Source organism: Campylobacter concisus (genome assembly GCF_003048675.2).
In the GTDB taxonomy this organism is placed as follows: Bacteria; Campylobacterota; Campylobacteria; order Campylobacterales; family Campylobacteraceae; genus Campylobacter_A; species Campylobacter_A concisus_F.
The window spans coordinates 662,738-680,825 of sequence record NZ_CP060707.1 but is presented as its reverse complement, the minus strand read 5'-3'; the positions used below and the strand labels follow the sequence as shown (position 1 = coordinate 680,825).

Below are 18,088 nucleotides of genomic sequence, written 5' to 3'. Positions count from 1 at the left end.
AATTTAAACAAAACGTGTGAAAATTTAGCACATCTGATATGTGCTAAATTTAGATCAGTCTTGTTTGATAGCGTATTTGCCACTACCAGTCGAGATGATGCAAAGTGACATAGCGATATAAAGATATATAAGCTCTGCTTTAAAGCCATTTACATTAGTTAGCTCAAGTAAATTTGAAAACCCATAAAATGAGTACAAAATGACGAGACTTGAGCCAAAAACTAGGAGCGCGCCAAGCCTTGAGTAAAAACCAACAGCGATCATTATAGGGGCCAAAACCTCGCTAAGATAGGCAAAATATGCCAAAAAGCCTGGCAGCCCAGTATCAATTAAAATGCTCTTTACGCCACCGACCCCGTGTAAAATTTTGCCAAAGCCGTGCATAAAAAGGCAAATTCCAAGACCTAAGCGTAGAAATAAGAGTCCAAGATCAACATTTTTCATAATATCTCCGTTACATATTTTTAGTTAGGGATTTTATTTAATATTGATTAATGGCTTGTAAATTTTGAAATTTTGTAAATTTAAGTGGGAAATTTATGAGAGGTTTAAGCCCCAAAAGCGGGGCTTAATATATTAGTTTTCTTTGATCTTTATCTTTTTGTCTTTGTAAAAACCAGTACCAACTGGGATCATACGTCCAAGGATGACGTTCTCTTTTAGATCTTCAAGATAGTCAAATTTAGCAGCGATTGACGCTTCTGTTAAGACCTTAGTTGTCTCTTGGAATGATGCAGCCGAGATCACACTATCACTTCCGATAGCCGCTCTTGTAACACCAAGAAGGATCGGTTCAGCGATAGCTGGCTCACCACCCATTTTCATAATGCGCTCGTTCTCTTCTTTAAATTTGTTTCTTGAAACCATGTCGCCAACGATGAAATTTGTATTTCCACTATCGACAATTTTGACTTGGCGAAGCATTTGAGAGACGATGATCTCGATATGCTTATCAGCGATCGCAACACCTTGGCGGCGATAAACTTGCTGAATTTCACTGATCAAATAGTAGTGAAGCGCCTTTTCACCTAGAATCCTTAAGATATCATGGCTTGAGATAAGTCCGTCTGTTAGCTTCTCGCCAGCATGGACAAATTCGCCGTCTCTTACTTGGATCTGGCGGCTCTTTTCGATCAAATACTCAGCTGTCGTGCCATCTTCTGCTTGGATGATGATGCGTTCTTTTGAGCGAAGTGGCTTGTCAAATCTAACAACGCCATCGATCTCTGCAACGATAGCTGTATTTTTAGGGCGTCTTGCTTCAAATAGCTCACTAACTCTTGGAAGACCACCGGTGATATCTTTTGACTTAGCAACAGCTTTTGGAGTCTTAGCCAAAATATCAGCTTGTGCCACTTCATCGCCACTTGAAACAAAGATCGCAGTTTTTGGATCAAGCGGATACTTGATCAAATGTCCGCTCTTTGTAGTGATAATGATCGCTGGTTTTACGCCGCTTGGCAAATACTCGTTGATAACAAGACGTCTTTGACCAGTTGCCTCGTCAGCTTGCTCAGTCGCACTATATCCTGGCTCGACATCTTCAAAACTAACCACACCAGCCTCTTCTGCGATAGTTGGAGTTGAGTATGGATCCCACTCAGCGATTATTAGCTTGTCATCTTTTTCAGGTAGTGAGACCACTGTCGCTCTTTCTACCGCATCATTATCTGATACTTGGATGATAGAATTTCTTGGGATGTAGTGGCGAACTGCCTCACGTCCGTCCTTGTCAGAGACGACAACAAAGAAGCCTTTTTCAGTTACTTTGTGACCTTTTTTGATATCTTTTAGTCTATCAAGGAAGTCACCTTTTAGTATGAAAAATTTAACCACACCATTTGCATCTGCGGTGATCTTTCTAGTTACTGGATCGCCATCTGAAATTTTAAGCTCACTAGCATAAGGGATACGATTTGGAACGTTCCATCCCTCTTTTATGATCTCGACGATACTCTCATTCTCTTTTACCTTATCGCCATTTGCATAAGGGATATACATCTTGCCTTCGATCTTACCGCTAACGCCAGCTAGTTCGTTTGGTTTAGCAAGGTCGTTTCTTCTGATGGTATATTTTATCTCTTCTTTTTTGCCTTTGATAACGATATTTACGTCTTCGTGAGCATATTCGATCTCGATTTTACCATCGATTGTTGATTTTATCTTTGGCTCAACAAGTAGCACAGCTGCACTTCTTCTGTTTGCAACGATCTTCTTGCCGTTGTTCTCGTATGTACTAAGGTTGTAATACCTAATAAAACCCTCTTTTTGAGCGATGACTTGGCGGTCTTGTTGCTCAGTAGAAGCCGTACCACCAATGTGGAATGTTCTTAGCGTTAGCTGAGTACCTGGCTCGCCGATTGATTGAGCCGAGATGATACCGACAGCCTCGCCTGGTTTTACAAGTTTGCCCTCACCCAAATTTAATCCGTAGCATTTTGCGCAAACGCCTTTTGGCGCCTTGCACGTGATAGGTGTTCTAATGCTTACTGATTTTATGCCAGCTTCTGTTATAGCCTTAGCTTTCTCTTCATCAAGCAATGTGCCTTCGCTAAATAAAATTTCATTTGTTATAGGATCGATCACATCATCTGCTAAAACACGGCCTAATACTCTCTCTTCAAGGCTCTCTATTAGCTCGCCACTCTCTGTGATATCTGTGATCTCAACGCCCTCGTGAGTACCGCAGTCGTGCATTGTCACTTTAACGTTTTGAGCAACGTCGATTAGCTTTCTTGTTAGGTAACCAGCGTTGGCAGTTTTTAGCGCGGTATCTGCAAGACCTTTTCTAGCTCCGTGAGTAGAGTTGAAGTACTCCATTATGTTTAGACCTTCACGGAAGTTTGAAATGATCGGTGTTTCGATAATCGAGCCATCTGGTTTTGCCATAAGACCACGCATACCAGCTAGCTGGCGAATTTGCGCTGCACTACCTCTCGCACCAGAGTCAGCCATCATATAAATTGAGTTAAATCCACCCTTATCACTTTGGATAAGCTTCATCATCTCACTTGCAACGCTGTTATTTGTATCTGTCCAGATATCGATAATCTTGTTGTATCTCTCACTATCTGTTAAAAGACCGGCGCCATATTGTTTTTGAATTTCACGAACTTTTTTCTTAGCTTCGTCGATATATTTTTGCTTGCTATCTGGCACAATGATATCTGCGATAGAGATAGAAATTCCCGCTTTTGTAGCATATCTAAAGCCTAAATTTTTAAGCTTATCAAGGAAGTCAGCCGTTACTTCAAGGCCGCCATTTCTATAAACATAATCAACCAAATTTGCAATGTCTTTTTTCTTCATGATCTTATTCCACATATTTTCAGGGACAAAATCAGGTAGTATCGCTCTTAGGATCAAGCGACCAGCAGTTGTAAAGATGATCTTGTTATCAACCATTGTTTTGATTTTAGCGTGAAGACCAAGAGTATTAGCCTCTTCAGCGATCATTACTTCATCAACACTTGAGAAAATTTTGTTTGCGCCTTTTTCATCGTTTCTCTCTAGACTTAGGTAATAAATTCCCAAAACCATATCTTGTGAAGGGACTGTAATAGCCTTACCACTTGCAGGAAGCAAGATGTTCATTGAGCTAAGCATCAAGATTTTGCACTCAGCGATAGCCTCTTGAGATAGTGGTACGTGAACAGCCATTTGGTCACCGTCGAAGTCAGCGTTGAACGCCGCACAAACTAGTGGGTGAAGCTGGATAGCCTTGCCCTCAACAAGCACTGGGTGAAACGCCTGGATAGAAAGCTTGTGAAGTGTCGGAGCACGGTTTAGCATGACTGGATAGTCTTTAACGACCTCTTCTAAGCACTCCCAAACCTCATTTGTCTTATCTTCTATCATCTTTTTAGCTTGCTTAACGGTTGTCGCATAGCCTTTTTCTTCAAGGCGAGCAAGCAAATGTGGCTTGAATAGCTCTAAAGCCATCTTCTTTGGAAGACCGCACTGATCCATCTTTAGCTTTGGACCAACGACGATAACAGAACGTCCAGAGAAATCAACACGCTTACCTAGCAAATTCTGACGGAAGCGGCCTTGCTTACCTTTGATGATCTCGCTTAGTGATTTTAGTGGGCGCTTATTTGCACCTTTTACTGCATTTGCTCTGCGGCCATTGTCAAATAGCGCATCAACAGCCTCTTGAAGCATTCTCTTTTCGTTTCTTATAATGATCTCAGGCGCGTCAAGCTCAAGCAGGCGTTTTAGACGGCTGTTTCTATTTATTACACGGCGATATAGATCATTTACGTCCGAAACAGCAAATTTACCACCATCAAGATTAACAAGTGGTCTAAGATCAGGCGGAAGAACTGGTAAATTTGTTATCATCATCCACTCTGGGCGGTTGCCTGAATTTAAAAAGCTCTCGATAACCTTTAGACGTTTTACGATAGTTTTTTTCTTGGCCTCAGAATTTGTAGCCTCCATCTCTTCTTGTAGCTGATTTAAAATTTGAGTTAGATCAAGCTCAGCTAACATATCATAGATGACCTCGCCACCCATTCTAGCACTAAAGCCAGTTTCTTCATATCTTGAAGCTAGGCTTTGATATTGCTCTTCGTTTAAAACGTCATATTTTTCAACTTTTTTAGAATTTTCATTGTCATAATAAGCCTCGCCAGCATTATCAACAATATACGCCTCATAGTAAAGTACGCGCTCAAGATCTTTCATCTTAATACCAAGAAGCGCACCTATACGGCTTGGCAAGAAATTTACATACCAGATATGGGCCACTGGAGTTACAAGCTCGATGTGACCCATGCGAGAGCGACGAACTTTAGATGTTGTTACTTCAACACCGCATTTTTCGCACTTGATGCCCTTATAACGCATCTTTTTATATTTACCACAAAGACACTCGTAGTCGCGGATCGGTCCGAAAATTTTGGCACAAAATAGGCCATCACGCTCAGGTTTTAGCGTGCGATAGTTGATGGTTTCTGGCTTTTTAACCTCACCATAACTCCAAGATTTTATCTTCTCAGGACTTGCTAAACGAAGTTGAAAAGCTTCAAAATCACGAGGTCTATGCTCTTCTTTTATCTCAACTGGTTTTAAATTAGTTAGTTTCATTTGTCTCATCCTCATCATATACTTCCACATCAAGAGCTAGTGATTTTAGCTCGTTTGTTAGAACAAAGAACGTCTCAGGGATACCAGTCTCAGGAACGTTTTCACCTCTTGTTAAAGCTTTGTAAGCAGAAAGTCTTCCCTCGACATCGTCTGATTTTACAGTTAGCATCTCTCTTAGTGTATGAGCAGCGCCATAAGCCTCAAGTGCCCAAACCTCCATCTCACCAAACCTTTGACCACCAAATAGCGCCTTACCACCGACAGGTTGTTGTGTAACAAGACTGTATGGTCCGGTACTTCTTGCGTGAACTTTTTCATCAACCAAGTGGTGAAGTTTTAGCATATACATACAACCAACATTAACGCGTTCTCTTATCTTTGAGCCTGTGCGTCCGTCATATAGCTCAGTTTTGCCGTCGCTATCTATCTTTGCCATTTCAAATAGTTTTGCAAATTCGTCAGCTTTAACGCCTTCAAAAATCGGAGTTGCAAATCTTACGCCATTACTCCAGTCTTTTGCATACTCAAGAAGCTTCTCATCGCTCATCTTACCAAGAGCTTTTTTAGCGTCCATTAGCTTAGCAACGCTTGCGATCTCTATCATCTTAGCTCTTAGCTCTTTTATCCACTCGCCTTTTTTAGTCTCAAAAATTTCATTGATCTGCTCGCCTAAGCGGTAGCCAACAAGACCAAGGTGGCTCTCTAAAATTTGACCGATGTTCATACGGCTTGGAACGCCTAGTGGGTTTAGTACGATATCAACGATCTGACCACTTGGAAGATACGGCATATCGACTTCTCTAACTATATTTGAAACGATACCTTTGTTTCCGTGACGTCCAGCCATCTTATCACCAACTTTTAGTTTGCGTTTTGTAGCTATATAAACTTTTACAAGTTTTACAACGCCACTTGGTAAAATGTCATCTTTTTCTAAAATTTCTATCTTAGCGTCATGCTCTTCTTTGAGCTTTTTCTTCTCGTTTTGGAAGTAATTTTTTAGCTCATCATATTTCTTTTGGATATCTTTTGAAAAGCTCTTTACGATAGCATTTAGGGTAAATCTGTTGATATTCTCAAAGTCAGCTTTGTTGATCTTTGAGCCCTTTTTATACTCTTTTTTATTTACCTCTTGATCGCTCGCTAGTGGGTTTTTAGATAGAAGCGCTGTAACTTTTAGCATCTCTTCGCGGTCTAGCATAAGTAGTCTATCGTGGTGCTCTTTTTCTAAAAGTGTCTTCTCCTCTTCATAAGCTTTGTTTGTTCTGCTATCTTTTTCATAGCCTTTTTTGGTGAAAATTTTAACATCAACAACGACGCCTTCCATTGAAGCTGAAGCATAGAGCGATTTATTTACAACGTGGCCAGCTTTTTCACCAAAGATAGCGCGTAGTAGCCTCTCTTCTGGAGTTGGCTTAACCTCGCCTTTTGGCGATACTTTACCAACTAAAATCATACCAGGCTTGATCTCTGTACCGATTTTAACAATACCACTTTCATCAAGGTGCATAAGCTCCTCTTCTTTGACGTTTGGTATATCTTTTGTTATCTCTTCAACGCCATCTTTTAGCTCACGAGCTTCGATCTCTTTTTCATAAATATGAACGCTTGTAAAGGCATCTTCACGTATCATTTTTTCACTAATAACGATCGCGTCCTCGTAGTTGTAGCCGTTCCAAGGCATAAATGCGATTAGCGCGTTTTTACCGATAGCTAGTTCGCCTTTTTCCATGCTTGGGCCATCAGCTATGATTTGATTAGCAACGATCTCATCGCCTTTTTTAACGATAGGGTGTTGTGAAAATGTCGTATTTTGGTTTGTTCTTAAATTTTTCTCTAAAGAGTAGTGATCGATATATGGGCCAGCTTCATCTTCACCAAGGATAAAGATATTTTTATTATCAACCTTTTCAACTATGCCACCACGTTTTGCTTTTACGCTCTCCCAAGCATCTCTTGCGATAACGCTCTCCATGCCTGTTCCAACGATAGGGGCAGTTGAGCGAAGCAGTGGGACTGCTTGACGTTGCATGTTTGATCCCATAAGCGCACGGTTGGCGTCATCGTGCTCAAGGAATGGGATAAGCGAAGCTGCAACACCAGCTATCATACCAGAGCAAAGGTCGATTAATGTAACATCTTCTCTACGAGCAAGCATCATCTCGCCCTCTTTTCTAACCTCGATCAAATCCTCAACGATATGTCCATTTTCATCAAGTTTAGTTGATGCTGGAGCGATAACATTGCCCTCTTCTTGAGTCGCTGTTAGATAGACTATCTCATCAGTCACCTTGCCATCAACAACCTTTTTATATGGCGCTTCAACAAAGCCAAGCTCATTTACTTTTGCATAAGTTGAAAGGGTGTTAATAAGACCGATATTTTGACCTTCTGGAGTCTCAACCGGACAAATTCTGCCGTAGTGAGTTGGGTGAACGTCACGCACCTCAAATCCGGCACGCTCTTTTACCAAGCCACCCTCGCCAAGCGCAGATAGACGGCGCTTGTGAGTAACCTCACTAAGTGGGTTTGTCTGATCCATAAACTGGCTTAGCTGACCGCCTGTGAAAAATTCCATAATTGTCGCTGTGATCATTTTTGGATTGATAAGATCATAAGGCATGATCTCGTCAGTATTGTTGCTTAGACTTGTAAATTTATCACGGATAGCCTTTTGCATCTTGACAAAGCCAAGGTGTAGCTCACTAGCAAGTAGCTCACCAATAGATCTTATACGGCGGTTGCCAAGGTGATCGCGGTCATCAATGTGGCCTTGTCCATTTTTAACTTTTATAAGATATTTTGCAGTTTTGATGATATCTTCGCTAGTTAGCAAAGTAACATACTCTGGCACATCAAGCGAAAGCTTGTGGTTCATCTTCATACGACCAACTTTTGTTAGGTCATATCTTTCAGGGTTAAATAATATATCATTTACAAAGCTTTTTGCGGCCTCTTTAACTACTGGCTCGCCAGGTCTCATAACCTTATAAATTCTAATCGCAGCAAGGTCATTTTCATCATCAACACCCTCAGTTTGTTTTAAAACTTTAAGCATATCATTGTCAGCGATAAATGAATTTATAATAGCGTCGTCAACACCGGCTGCAGAGTTGTTTATGATCTCGATACTTTCATGCTCAGCTAAAATTTTGGCAAGTTTATTCTCATCAAGAGCAGATAGTGTGTCATATAAAATTTCACCGCTTTCTGTGTTTATCACAGGGTTTGCTAAATATCTACCTATAAGTGCTTCGATCGGATACTCGACAAATTTAACGCCATCTTCTATTAATTTATCAGCTTTTTTCTTTGTTAGGCGCTTGCCAGCTTGGTGAAGAACATCGCCCTCTTCATTTTTTATATCATATTCAACTCTTCCTAGGTAATCCTCTGGGTTGAAAAGAGTTAAGAATTTATTATTTTTTATCGTTAAATTTTGTATTGAATAAAATAGCTTAATAATGTCTTGTTTTTTATATCCCAATGCCCTAAACAAGATAGTTACAGGCACTTTTCTGCGCTTATTTATCCTAACATATAAAATATCTTTTGTATCATATTCAAAGTGCAACCAAGAGCCGCGATCTGGGATTATTTGGGCTGTATAGATAAGTTTATTTGCAACTGTCGCACTCTCTTCTTGCTTAAAGATAACGCCAGGGCTTCTATGAAGTTGATTTACAACAACACGTTCAACGCCATTTATAATAAATGAAATTCTATCTGTCATCAACGGAATTTCACGTATGAAAATTTCTTGCTCTTTTATATCTTTAACGCCAACTTTATCACCAGTCTTATCATCTTTCTCATGGACGATAAGGCGTATTTTCATCTTTAAATTTACAGAGTATGTAAGACCTCGTTCTATACACTCTCTAATTGTGTATTTTGGTTTTCCAATCTCTGAACTAACATATTCTAAAGTCAAACGATTTTGCGGATCATGTATAGGGAAAATCGACTTAAAAACTTTTTCGATACCGCTTTCTGTTTGATTGTTATTTAGATTTAAAAAATTATCAAAGCTCTTTTTTTGTAGTTGTAGTAGGTTCGGAACGTCTATCTCTTTAACGACATTAGAGAAGTCAACCCTAAGACGATTTCCTGAGTATAAGCTATTTAACATTGCATCTACCTCGTGGTAATTTTGAAAGAAAAGTATAGCCTTTTAACAAGGCATCTAAAATTTAAAAAAGAGAGAGCCTCTGCCCTCTCTTGAAATATTAAGCCTAAATAATAAAAAATTATTTAAGTTCAACCTTAGCACCAGCCTCTTCAAGCTCTTTTTTAGCCGCTTCAGCTTCGTCTTTGCTAACGCCTTCTTTAAGAACAGATGGAGTTCCTTCAACTGCGTCTTTAGCCTCTTTAAGGCCAAGACCAGTAAGTGCTCTAACAACCTTAATAACGTTGATTTTCTTATCACCAGAATCAACAAGAACGATGTTAAATTCTGTTTTTTCTTCAGCAGCAGCTGCACCACCAGCAGCAACTGCACCACCAGCTACCATTACAGGAGCTGCACTAACGCCAAATTTCTCTTCAAACTCTTTAACAAGTTCGCTAAGTTCAAGTACAGAAAGATTAGATATAAACTCTAATACGTCTTCTTTTGTAATTGCCATTTTTAATCCTTATTATTTTTAATTTAATTAAGCTGATTGTTCTTTTTTCTCTTTAAGCGCATTCAAACCAATTGTGAAATTTTGAATTGGCGCATTCCAAACTTGCAAAAGCATCGCAATAAGCTCATCACGGCTAGGCATTTTAGATAGAGCTTTAACTTTATCAACGCTTGCAACTTCGCCATCGATATATGCTGTTTTAATTTTGAAAAGATCAGCATTAGCCTCTTCAAATTTTGCGGCTACTTTAGTTACTGCTAATTGATCTTCACTCCAAAGATAGATGTTTGTATCTTTAAGTTCCATTCCGACTTTATCAGAATTTTTAAGAGCAATATTTGCAAGAGTATTTTTAATAACTTGAACTTTTACATTTTGTTCTTTTGCAGAATTTCTTAAAACTTCAAGTTTTTTAACTGAAAGACCACGATAGTCACAAACTACAATAGCTTCAGCAGTTTTAAATTCACTCTCTAATTTTGCAACAACTTCAGTTTTTTCGTTACGTGTCACTTTTTCTCCTTTCCGACCGGTAATTTCAAGCAGAGCGGGTCGAATCAATTAAGCCCAATGGCCTCGGCTATCTCCAATCTAAGATATAAATTTGTCTAAATTCTTATTTTAAGTCCATAACCTCTTGAGTATCAAGAGTTACAGAAGGGCTCATTGTTAATGACAATGAAGCCGTTTTTACATATCTACCTTTTGCGGTCGCAGGTTTATGCTTATTAATAGCTTTAATAAATGTTGAAATATTTTCATTTAATTGTTCTTTAGTAAAATTGACCTTACCAAGACCTGCATGTATATTTCCTTGCTTATCAACACGGAAATTTACTTGACCACTTTTTGCATTATTAACAGCTTGTGCAACATCCATTGTAACTGTTCCAGTTTTTGGATTTGGCATTAAACCTTTAGGTCCTAAAATTCTACCGACTTTGCCTACAAGACCCATTAAATTTGGAGTAGCTATAAGAACATCAAAATTCATTACACCTTTTTGGATATCTTCAACTAGATCATCAGCACCAACTATATCGGCACCAGCAGCTTTTGCCTCATCAGCTTTAGCGTCTTTTGCTATAACAGCAACTCTTACAACTTTACCTGTACCAGCAGGTAAAACAACTGAACCACGAACCATTTGGTCAGCATGTCTTGGATCAACATTTAATTTCAATGCAATCTCAACTGTCTCATTAAATTTAGCAGAAGCTAAAGTTTTAACTGTATCGATAGCCTCACTAAGGTTATAAATTTTATCTTGCTCTACTTTTTTGAGCAATTCTTGAAATCTCTTACTAGTTTTTCCCATAAATTTCTCCGCATATAAATTGCTTCCGTCTTTTGAAAATCAACCTGACGGTAAAGGTTTTAGTCTATTACTTCGACACCCATTGAACGAGCTGAACCAGCAATAATCTTAGCTGCTTGCTCTTTATCATTTGTATTTAAATCAACAAGTTTTTTCTCAACTATTTCTAAAACTTGAGCTTTTGTTAATTTACCTACTTTATTTTTTAAAGGATTATCTGTTCCTTTTGTTATACCTGCAGCCTTTTTGATAAGGTCCGTAGCAGGTGGTTGTTTTGTGATAAATGTAAAACTTTTATCAGCATAAACAGTAATAACAACTGGGATATTAAATCCAACCATATCTTTTGTTTTTTCATTAAAGGCTTTACAAAATTCCATAATATTAACGCCTTTTTGTCCTAATGCTGGACCAACTGGCGGGCTAGGATTTGCTTTTGTTGCGGCAATTTGTAATTTTATTTCACCTATAACTTTTTTAGCCATTTCTTGCTCCTTAAATTATCTTCTCAACTTGCGAATACAAAATATCAACAGGGGTACTTCTACCAAAAATAGAAACATTGAGTCTAAGCTTGCCATGTATCATATCGTATTCTTCAACAATACCTGTAAAGTTAGCAAAAGGACCTTCTGTTATGCGAACGCTTTCACCATCCTCAAAAAATATTTTAGGTTTTGGTGCCGCTCTTTTTTGAACTTTCTCCAAGATAGTATTTATATCTTTTTCAGTCAGTGGCGTAGGCTTTTTAGCCTCACCAATAAAACGTCCAACCTTTGGTAAAGACTGAATCTTATGCCAAAGAGCTGTATCAAGATCTAAACATGCAAAAGCATATCCAGGATAAAGAGTTCTTTCATTAATTTTTTGCTTACCGTTTTTTATCTCTATTACGTCTTCTGTAGGAACTATAACTTCTTTTAGTTGATCTTCAATACCGTGATCTCTAACTAAATTTTCAATTCCTCTTTTTACTGCCATTTCGCTACCAGCGTAAGTTTGTATAGCATACCATTTATGCGACATTATTTTTTCCTCATCCTATATAACTTTAGAAAGAACAAAGGACATAATAACATCAACAAGAGCTAAAAAAAGTGAAACAACAGCGACCACGATAAAAACTGCAATAAAAGCATTTCTAATTTGTTCTTTGGTAGGAAAGATAACCTTCATTATTTCCAATTTAGATAGCTTTATATAATTTATAAATTTTTCCATAATCTTAACCTTAATTGTGGCAGGGCAAGAGGGATTCGAACCCCCAACCATTGGATTTGGAATCCAGCGCTCTACCGTTGGAGCTATTGCCCTAATAGCTACTTATTCTTAATTAACTTTTTAACTTAACTTCTTTATGAACAGTATGTTTTTTTAATCTTGGGCAATATTTTTTGAGCTCAACCTTATCTGTAGTGGTTTTACTGTTTTTTGTAGTAGTATAATTAATATCACCACACTCAGAGCATTTTAAACCAATTTTAATTCTCATATATATTCCTTATAGAAAGCCAAAGGGTTTCCCCTTTGGCATAATTTTATAAATTAACCAAGTATTTTTGAAACAACACCTGAACCAACAGTTCTACCACCTTCACGGATAGCAAAACGAGTACCTTCTTCAAGTGCAACTGGAGCTATAAGTTCAACAGAAATTCTTACGTTATCACCTGGCATAACCATCTCTGTGCCTTCTGGTAATGTAATAGAACCAGTAACGTCAGTTGTTCTTACGTAGAATTGTGGTCTATAGTTGTTAAAGAAAGGAGTATGGCGACCACCCTCTTCTTTAGTTAAGATATAAACCTCGCCCTCAAATTTTGTGTGAGGAGTAATTGATTTAGGTTTGCAAAGAACCATACCACGTTCAACGTCTTCTTTTTTAGTACCACGAAGAAGAACACCAACGTTATCGCCAGCTTCACCTTGATCCATCTCTTTTCTAAACATCTCAACACCAGTAACTGTTGTTGTTTGTGTAGGTTTGATACCAACGATTTCTATAGTGTCACCAACTTTAACAACACCTTTCTCAATTCTACCTGTTACAACTGTACCGCGACCTGAGATTGAGAAAACGTCTTCGATTGGCATAAGAAGATCTTTATCTGTAGCACGAACTGGAGTTGGGATATAGCTATCAACTGCATCCATTAGTTCCATAATTTTTGCTGACCATTCACCATCTTGTCCAGCTTTTGCCTCTTCAAGAGCTTTAAGTGCTGAACCAGAAACTATCGGAGTATCATCACCTGGGAAGTTATATTCGTTAAGTAGTTCGCGAATTTCCATTTCAACTAGTTCAAGTAACTCAGCGTCATCAACCATATCTGCTTTGTTCATGAAAACAACAATGTAAGGAACACCAACTTGGCGAGATAGCAAGATGTGCTCTCTAGTTTGTGGCATTGGGCCGTCTGCTGCAGAAACAACAAGAATAGCGCCGTCCATTTGAGCAGCACCTGTAATCATATTTTTTACATAGTCGGCGTGACCTGGGCAGTCAACGTGAGCATAGTGACGTTTTTCTGTCTCATACTCAATGTGTGAAGTAGCAATTGTAATACCACGCTCTTTCTCTTCTGGAGCATTATCAATATTATCATAATCTTTTAGCTCAGCAAGACCTTTGCGTGAAAGAACAGCAGATATTGCAGCTGTTAAAGTAGTTTTACCATGGTCAACGTGACCGATAGTGCCTATGTTTACGTGTGGCTTGTTGCGTGAAAATTTTTCTTTAGCCATCTTTTCCTCCGTTATGATATGTGTCTTTATCTAATTCAAATTCGTATAGTAATATAAAATCATATAAACCAGTGGAGCTCATAGCGGGACTTGAACCCGCGACCTCTTCCTTACCAAGGAAGTGCTCTACCTCTGAGCCATATGAGCGAAAAACGCTTGGCTGAGATGATTTTAATCAACATACAAACAACTAAAAATTCATGAAAATAAAGATGGAATAACTGTGTTTAGCAAAATCTAGATACAGCTCCCAGTTTACTTTCCCAAATTTTGGAGCGGGAAACGGGGCTCGAACCCGCGACCCTCAGCTTGGAAGGCTGATGCTCTAGCCAACTGAGCTACTCCCGCATAACAATGGTGGTGAGACGTGGATTCGAACCACGGAAGACATAGTCAGCAGATTTACAGTCTGCCCTCGTTGGCCGCTTGAGTATCTCACCTTAAACATTAATAAGTTATTTTGGTATTTTCTGGTCAAACACTGTTACAAAATGGAGCTGGTGAACGGACTTGAACCGCCGACCCACTGCTTACAAGGCAGTAGCTCTACCAACTGAGCTACACCAGCACCTGTTTTGTGAAGTGGCAATTATAGCCCAAAATAAAATAAAAGTCAAGGAGATTTTGAAAAATATTTCATCTAATTTTTTTGCAATCAAAAATTTATAAAATTTATAACAAAATTCAAAAACAGCCCACTAATCTGAGCCCCTTTTACCAAAAATCAAAGATAAATTTTACATATAAAATTTCATATTTTCATAATTTTATTTTTTTTAAAAGCTAAAATTTCTATAATTACGAAAAATTACAAAGGATTTAATATGCAATTTTTACCTTGGGCGGTAATTTTACTGCTAATTTATGTGATCTACTTCTTAATGATCCGCTATGAAAAAAAGATAGCGACGCTAAGCAAAATGATCGAGCAAAACAGTGATGGTATCAAAGAAAATAGAGACCTTATAGGTCAAAACAGATCACTAATCGAGAAAAATAAACACAGCATTGAGAAAAATACTAAAGATATTACAACAAATGTTGAAAAAATAGACATTGACTTGGAAGATTAATTCTTCCAAAATTTCTCTTCTTTTTCCTTTTTTATCAAATTTTCGTAAGTTTGCATTCTTATATTCACTGGCTCTAAATTTATGCCATCTTTTTTTATCTTAAAATATTTTCCATCCATCAAGCAATACTCTGGCACCAGGTCGTAGCGCTTCGAAAGTGGCAAAACTCTAAAGCTTAAATTATCTAGTATCAAAGGCTCTTTGTGTAAATTTTCCCAAACAGCTAGCACCATATGATATTTTTTTGTATTTTTTTCCTGAACTACTAGAAGGCATTTTTGATTATCCACGCCAAGATCTTTTAGGCTATCGCGCTTTGATATCGCGTACTCCTCGCAGTCTCCACCACCTCGCCTTAAAAACTCGCTCCTAGTGCTCCACACATCGACATTTGTATTGTAAAAATCATCATATCTTGGCATTAAGGAATTTAAGTATGAATTTATGAGTTCTAGCTTTCTTGTAAAGCTTTCGTGTTCTATTTTTTTCATAAAATTTGCATAGTGATTTAGGATATTTTTGCAAATTTGATTTTTGCATTGAGATATATTTTTTGGAGAAATTTCAAAATTATTTGCAAAAAGTGAAGAGACAAAAAAGAAAAGAAGCAAAATTTTACGCATGTAGCTGTTTCATCAAAAGTACAAGACCTATTCTATCTTTCACATTTAGTTTGCTATAAATCGACGTGGTGTGCGCCTTTACTGTCCTTAAAGTAATGCCTGTTTGCTCTGAAATTTCATTGTTTGTTAGACCTTGATAGATTAAGTTTGCGATCTCTTTTTCACGTGAGCTAAGCTCGCTTAGATCAGACTTTTTCTCTAAAGTCTCACTTTCATTATTTATATATGAGCCAGTTAGCTCTCCGATCATCGCTTGGATAAATTCTGGATAAAGCCAAACTTTGCCATTTAAAATCGTCTCAAAGGCATCTTCAAAGTGCGTTTTTCTCATGTGTGAGTTTGCATATCCTTTGACACCAAGTGCCAGCAGATGTTTGCCTTCACTAAATTTTGGTTCGTTTGCAAGAATTAGACATTTTATATTTGGAAAACTTTCATGAATGGTTTTAATATTTTCATCAAGACTATCTTTAAAAGCGTTTGTATCGATACCAACGATATCAACCTCGTCGTTTAAATTTACAAAAAAATCCTTTTTATTGTGAGTAAATTTCACATCTTCATCTGAAAAATACCCTCGCCAAAGATTATTAAGCGAACCATTTTGAGTAAAAAAAACCACATTCATAACCATATTTCCTTATATCACATATAGGTTTGCTCGTAAATTTTTAACTCATTTACGAAAACGATCAAGTAGCGCTCCTTGCCACTATTTGCCTCAAATTTGTAACTAAAAGTGGATAAGAATTTCTCAACCACTTCTTTGTATTCTTTTAAAAAGATACTCATCTCAAAACAACCATTTGATATAGCGTATCTATATGGCACGCTAAGAGATAGTAAATTTAGATCAAAGTCCAAGCTATCACTGCTTTCATCGTAGCCGCTAATAGATATTTTGATGCTCTTTATAAGCTCATCTTTGATCTCCACACCAGACAAATTTATGCATTTTTCTCTTTTTAAATTTATCATCTCATCAAAGTTTTTTTCACAGTCTTTAAAGAAAAATTTAATGATCTCTCTTCCGACTAGATCGCATATTTTGCCATCATTTACAATGACAAATTCATCAGCTAGCTTTGCTCTTGAAATTTGATATTCGCTAAAATTTCGCTCAAAGCTAGCTGATTTTTGCATTATCGCTCCGTTAAAGCGTTTTGTTTTGCTTTTAAGATAGGTTTTAACAAATAGTCAAGTATCGTCTTTTTACCAGTGATGATATCAGCTGAAACTATCATACCAACCTTGATCCTAAGTGGCTTCTCTTCGCTACCAAGATAGTTTTTCTCAGTTTCTATCCTGACTAGATAGTAGCTCTCGCCTGTTTTTTCATTTGTCTCAGTATCGGCACTGATCTGCGTTACTTTGCCTTTTAAGCCGCCATAAATACTAAAATCATACGCCGTAAATTTAACCATCGTATCAAGTCCAGGTCTTAAGAACGCAACATCAGCTGGCTTAACCTTTACCTCAGCGATGAGTTTATCTTCTAGTGGGACGATCTCAGCGATATTTTCACCAGGCTTGATGACGCCAGAAACTGTATGCACCATCATCTTACTAACGATACCATTTACCGGAGATCTTACATAAGTTCTTTCGACCCTGTCGCTTAGGCTGATTTGCGACTCGTTTATCCTTGCGATCTCAGCAGAGACTTCGTTTAGCTCTTTTTTTGCATTATTTTTAAATGCCAGCTTTGCCTCTTCTATCTTATTTTTTGCCTCTTTTATGGTTGATTCGACCCTTGGCACAGCAAGCACAGATGCGTCAAGCTCGCCCTTTAGGTCATTTACACGTCTTTGAAGCTGGATATACTCGACCTCACTAACAAGACCTTTTTTAAAGATAGGCTCCATGATCGCTTTTTCTTTTAAAACAAGGTTGTAGCTATTTTGAGTTTGAGAAATTTTGTTTCTAAGCTCGGTTAGCTCACTTTGGCGCTGGTGAATTTGCTCTGTTAAAATTCCTATTTGCTCGTTTAGGTGATCGATGTTTGAGTTATGCAAGCTTATCTCGTATCTTACAGCTTTGCTATTGTTCGCATCTCTTGTTTCGTTGTAGTCAAATTCTTTATCATTTGCTTCAGCATCAAGCCTCATAAATTTAGCCTGAAGCTCATCAAGTCTTAGCTTTGACTCGCCGTAGCTACTTGTAAAGTTTTTATTATCAAGCCTGATTAAAATTTGATCTTTTTTAACCTCATCGCCCTCTTTTACAAAAATTTGATCCACGATACCACCCTCAAGGTTTTGTATCGCTTGGTTTTTGCCTGATGGGATGATCTTGCCGCTACCTCTTGTTATCTCGTCTATCTGTGCCCATGAAGCCCACAAAAGTAGCCAAAATACAGTTATACTAACTGCATAAAGTATCTTTTTTGAGGTTGATGGAGCCTTTGCCAAAACCGCTTCTGAGAGGCTTGACATAAATTTCAAGTCATAGGCATCGTAGTTTTTAGCTTGGATGTTTGACTTGATGCCATCTACGCTATTTAAAATTTGATCTCCAGCGCTCTCTTGATCTTTTATGTCGCTTTTTTGAACCGGCTTTTCGTCTGGCTTTAAATTTTCATTTTGTTGGTTTTTTATATCTTCTTGCATA

At 37.9% G+C, this 18,088-nt stretch carries 16 protein-coding genes and 5 tRNA genes; 1 reads left to right on the top strand and 20 read right to left on the bottom strand.

Annotated features, from left to right (window positions below):
- Nucleotides 1-54 precede the first annotated feature (54 nt).
- The 16 genes from CVT00_RS03445 to CVT00_RS03370 all read right to left on the bottom strand — a co-directional run bounded on the left by CVT00_RS03445 (nucleotide 55) and on the right by CVT00_RS03370 (nucleotide 14,350).
- Nucleotides 55-444, bottom strand: coding sequence for a DoxX family protein (locus CVT00_RS03445; protein ID WP_107915391.1), 390 nt, complete (start codon nucleotides 442-444; stop codon nucleotides 55-57).
- A gap of 132 nt (nucleotides 445-576) precedes the next feature.
- A complete protein-coding gene (gene rpoC, locus CVT00_RS03440) occupies nucleotides 577-5,091 on the bottom strand; it encodes a DNA-directed RNA polymerase subunit beta' (protein WP_087583693.1) in 4,515 nt (1,504 codons plus the stop codon).
- Entirely contained in the window at nucleotides 5,078-9,223 is a 4,146-nt protein-coding gene (rpoB, locus tag CVT00_RS03435; protein ID WP_107915393.1) for a DNA-directed RNA polymerase subunit beta, read from the bottom strand. The genes rpoC and rpoB overlap by 14 nt, the downstream gene beginning before the upstream one ends.
- A 118-nt stretch (nucleotides 9,224-9,341) precedes the next feature.
- Nucleotides 9,342-9,719: a 50S ribosomal protein L7/L12 gene (gene rplL, locus CVT00_RS03430; RefSeq protein ID WP_012001504.1), complete on the bottom strand. Its 378-nt coding sequence runs from the start codon at nucleotides 9,717-9,719 to the stop codon at nucleotides 9,342-9,344.
- 27 nt (nucleotides 9,720-9,746) lie between these two features.
- Complete coding sequence (gene rplJ, locus CVT00_RS03425) at nucleotides 9,747-10,232, bottom strand: 50S ribosomal protein L10 (RefSeq protein ID WP_103567743.1); 486 nt, start codon at nucleotides 10,230-10,232, stop codon at nucleotides 9,747-9,749.
- Nucleotides 10,233-10,335: 103 nt separating this feature from the next.
- Nucleotides 10,336-11,037, bottom strand: coding sequence for a 50S ribosomal protein L1 (gene rplA / locus CVT00_RS03420; RefSeq protein WP_107915395.1), 702 nt, complete (start codon nucleotides 11,035-11,037; stop codon nucleotides 10,336-10,338).
- A 59-nt stretch (nucleotides 11,038-11,096) separates the two neighbouring features.
- A complete protein-coding gene (gene rplK / locus CVT00_RS03415; RefSeq protein ID WP_021092996.1) occupies nucleotides 11,097-11,522 on the bottom strand; it encodes a 50S ribosomal protein L11 in 426 nt (141 codons plus the stop codon).
- A 10-nt stretch (nucleotides 11,523-11,532) separates the two neighbouring features.
- Nucleotides 11,533-12,066 (bottom strand): transcription termination/antitermination protein NusG, encoded by a 534-nt coding sequence (nusG, locus tag CVT00_RS03410; protein WP_180385147.1) that lies wholly within the window; start codon nucleotides 12,064-12,066, stop codon nucleotides 11,533-11,535.
- A gap of 12 nt (nucleotides 12,067-12,078) precedes the next feature.
- A complete protein-coding gene (gene secE, locus CVT00_RS03405) occupies nucleotides 12,079-12,258 on the bottom strand; it encodes a preprotein translocase subunit SecE (RefSeq protein WP_002941070.1) in 180 nt (59 codons plus the stop codon).
- A gap of 17 nt (nucleotides 12,259-12,275) precedes the next feature.
- Nucleotides 12,276-12,351: transfer RNA gene (locus tag CVT00_RS03400), tRNA-Trp, on the bottom strand.
- 19 nt (nucleotides 12,352-12,370) lie between these two features.
- Nucleotides 12,371-12,529 carry a 50S ribosomal protein L33 gene (rpmG, locus tag CVT00_RS03395; protein WP_002941157.1) on the bottom strand — a complete coding sequence of 53 codons (159 nt, stop codon included), beginning with the start codon at nucleotides 12,527-12,529 and terminating at the stop codon, nucleotides 12,371-12,373.
- Between the two features lie 53 nt (nucleotides 12,530-12,582).
- On the bottom strand, nucleotides 12,583-13,782 hold the full coding sequence (gene tuf, locus CVT00_RS03390; RefSeq protein ID WP_002941132.1) for an elongation factor Tu: 1,200 nt from the start codon (nucleotides 13,780-13,782) through the stop codon (nucleotides 12,583-12,585).
- 72 nt (nucleotides 13,783-13,854) lie between these two features.
- Nucleotides 13,855-13,929: transfer RNA gene (locus CVT00_RS03385), tRNA-Thr, on the bottom strand.
- A gap of 124 nt (nucleotides 13,930-14,053) precedes the next feature.
- Nucleotides 14,054-14,130: transfer RNA gene (locus CVT00_RS03380), tRNA-Gly, on the bottom strand.
- A gap of 7 nt (nucleotides 14,131-14,137) precedes the next feature.
- Nucleotides 14,138-14,222, bottom strand: a tRNA-Tyr gene (locus tag CVT00_RS03375).
- Nucleotides 14,223-14,274: 52 nt separating this feature from the next.
- A tRNA-Thr gene (locus CVT00_RS03370) sits at nucleotides 14,275-14,350 on the bottom strand.
- A 256-nt stretch (nucleotides 14,351-14,606) separates the two neighbouring features.
- Here CVT00_RS03370 and CVT00_RS03365 point away from each other — a divergent pair.
- Nucleotides 14,607-14,855, top strand: a complete 249-nt coding sequence (locus tag CVT00_RS03365) for a flagellar biosynthesis protein (protein ID WP_103589490.1) — start codon at nucleotides 14,607-14,609, stop codon at nucleotides 14,853-14,855.
- On the opposite strand, the gene CVT00_RS03360 is transcribed toward CVT00_RS03365, so the two are convergent.
- From CVT00_RS03360 to CVT00_RS03345, 4 genes are all read right to left on the bottom strand, one after another.
- Nucleotides 14,852-15,346 carry a transglutaminase-like cysteine peptidase gene (locus tag CVT00_RS03360; protein ID WP_230853794.1) on the bottom strand — a complete coding sequence of 165 codons (495 nt, stop codon included), beginning with the start codon at nucleotides 15,344-15,346 and terminating at the stop codon, nucleotides 14,852-14,854. The two genes, CVT00_RS03365 and CVT00_RS03360, sit on opposite strands and share 4 nt — an antisense overlap.
- 124 nt (nucleotides 15,347-15,470) lie before the next feature.
- Nucleotides 15,471-16,106 carry a response regulator transcription factor gene (locus tag CVT00_RS03355; protein ID WP_107915399.1) on the bottom strand — a complete coding sequence of 212 codons (636 nt, stop codon included), beginning with the start codon at nucleotides 16,104-16,106 and terminating at the stop codon, nucleotides 15,471-15,473.
- 17 nt (nucleotides 16,107-16,123) lie between these two features.
- Nucleotides 16,124-16,621, bottom strand: a complete 498-nt coding sequence (locus CVT00_RS03350) for a DUF5416 family protein (protein ID WP_107915401.1) — start codon at nucleotides 16,619-16,621, stop codon at nucleotides 16,124-16,126.
- Nucleotides 16,621-18,087, bottom strand: coding sequence for an HlyD family type I secretion periplasmic adaptor subunit (locus tag CVT00_RS03345; protein ID WP_012001499.1), 1,467 nt, complete (start codon nucleotides 18,085-18,087; stop codon nucleotides 16,621-16,623). Before CVT00_RS03345 ends, CVT00_RS03350 begins: the two co-directional genes overlap by 1 nt.
- Nucleotide 18,088 lies beyond the last annotated feature (1 nt).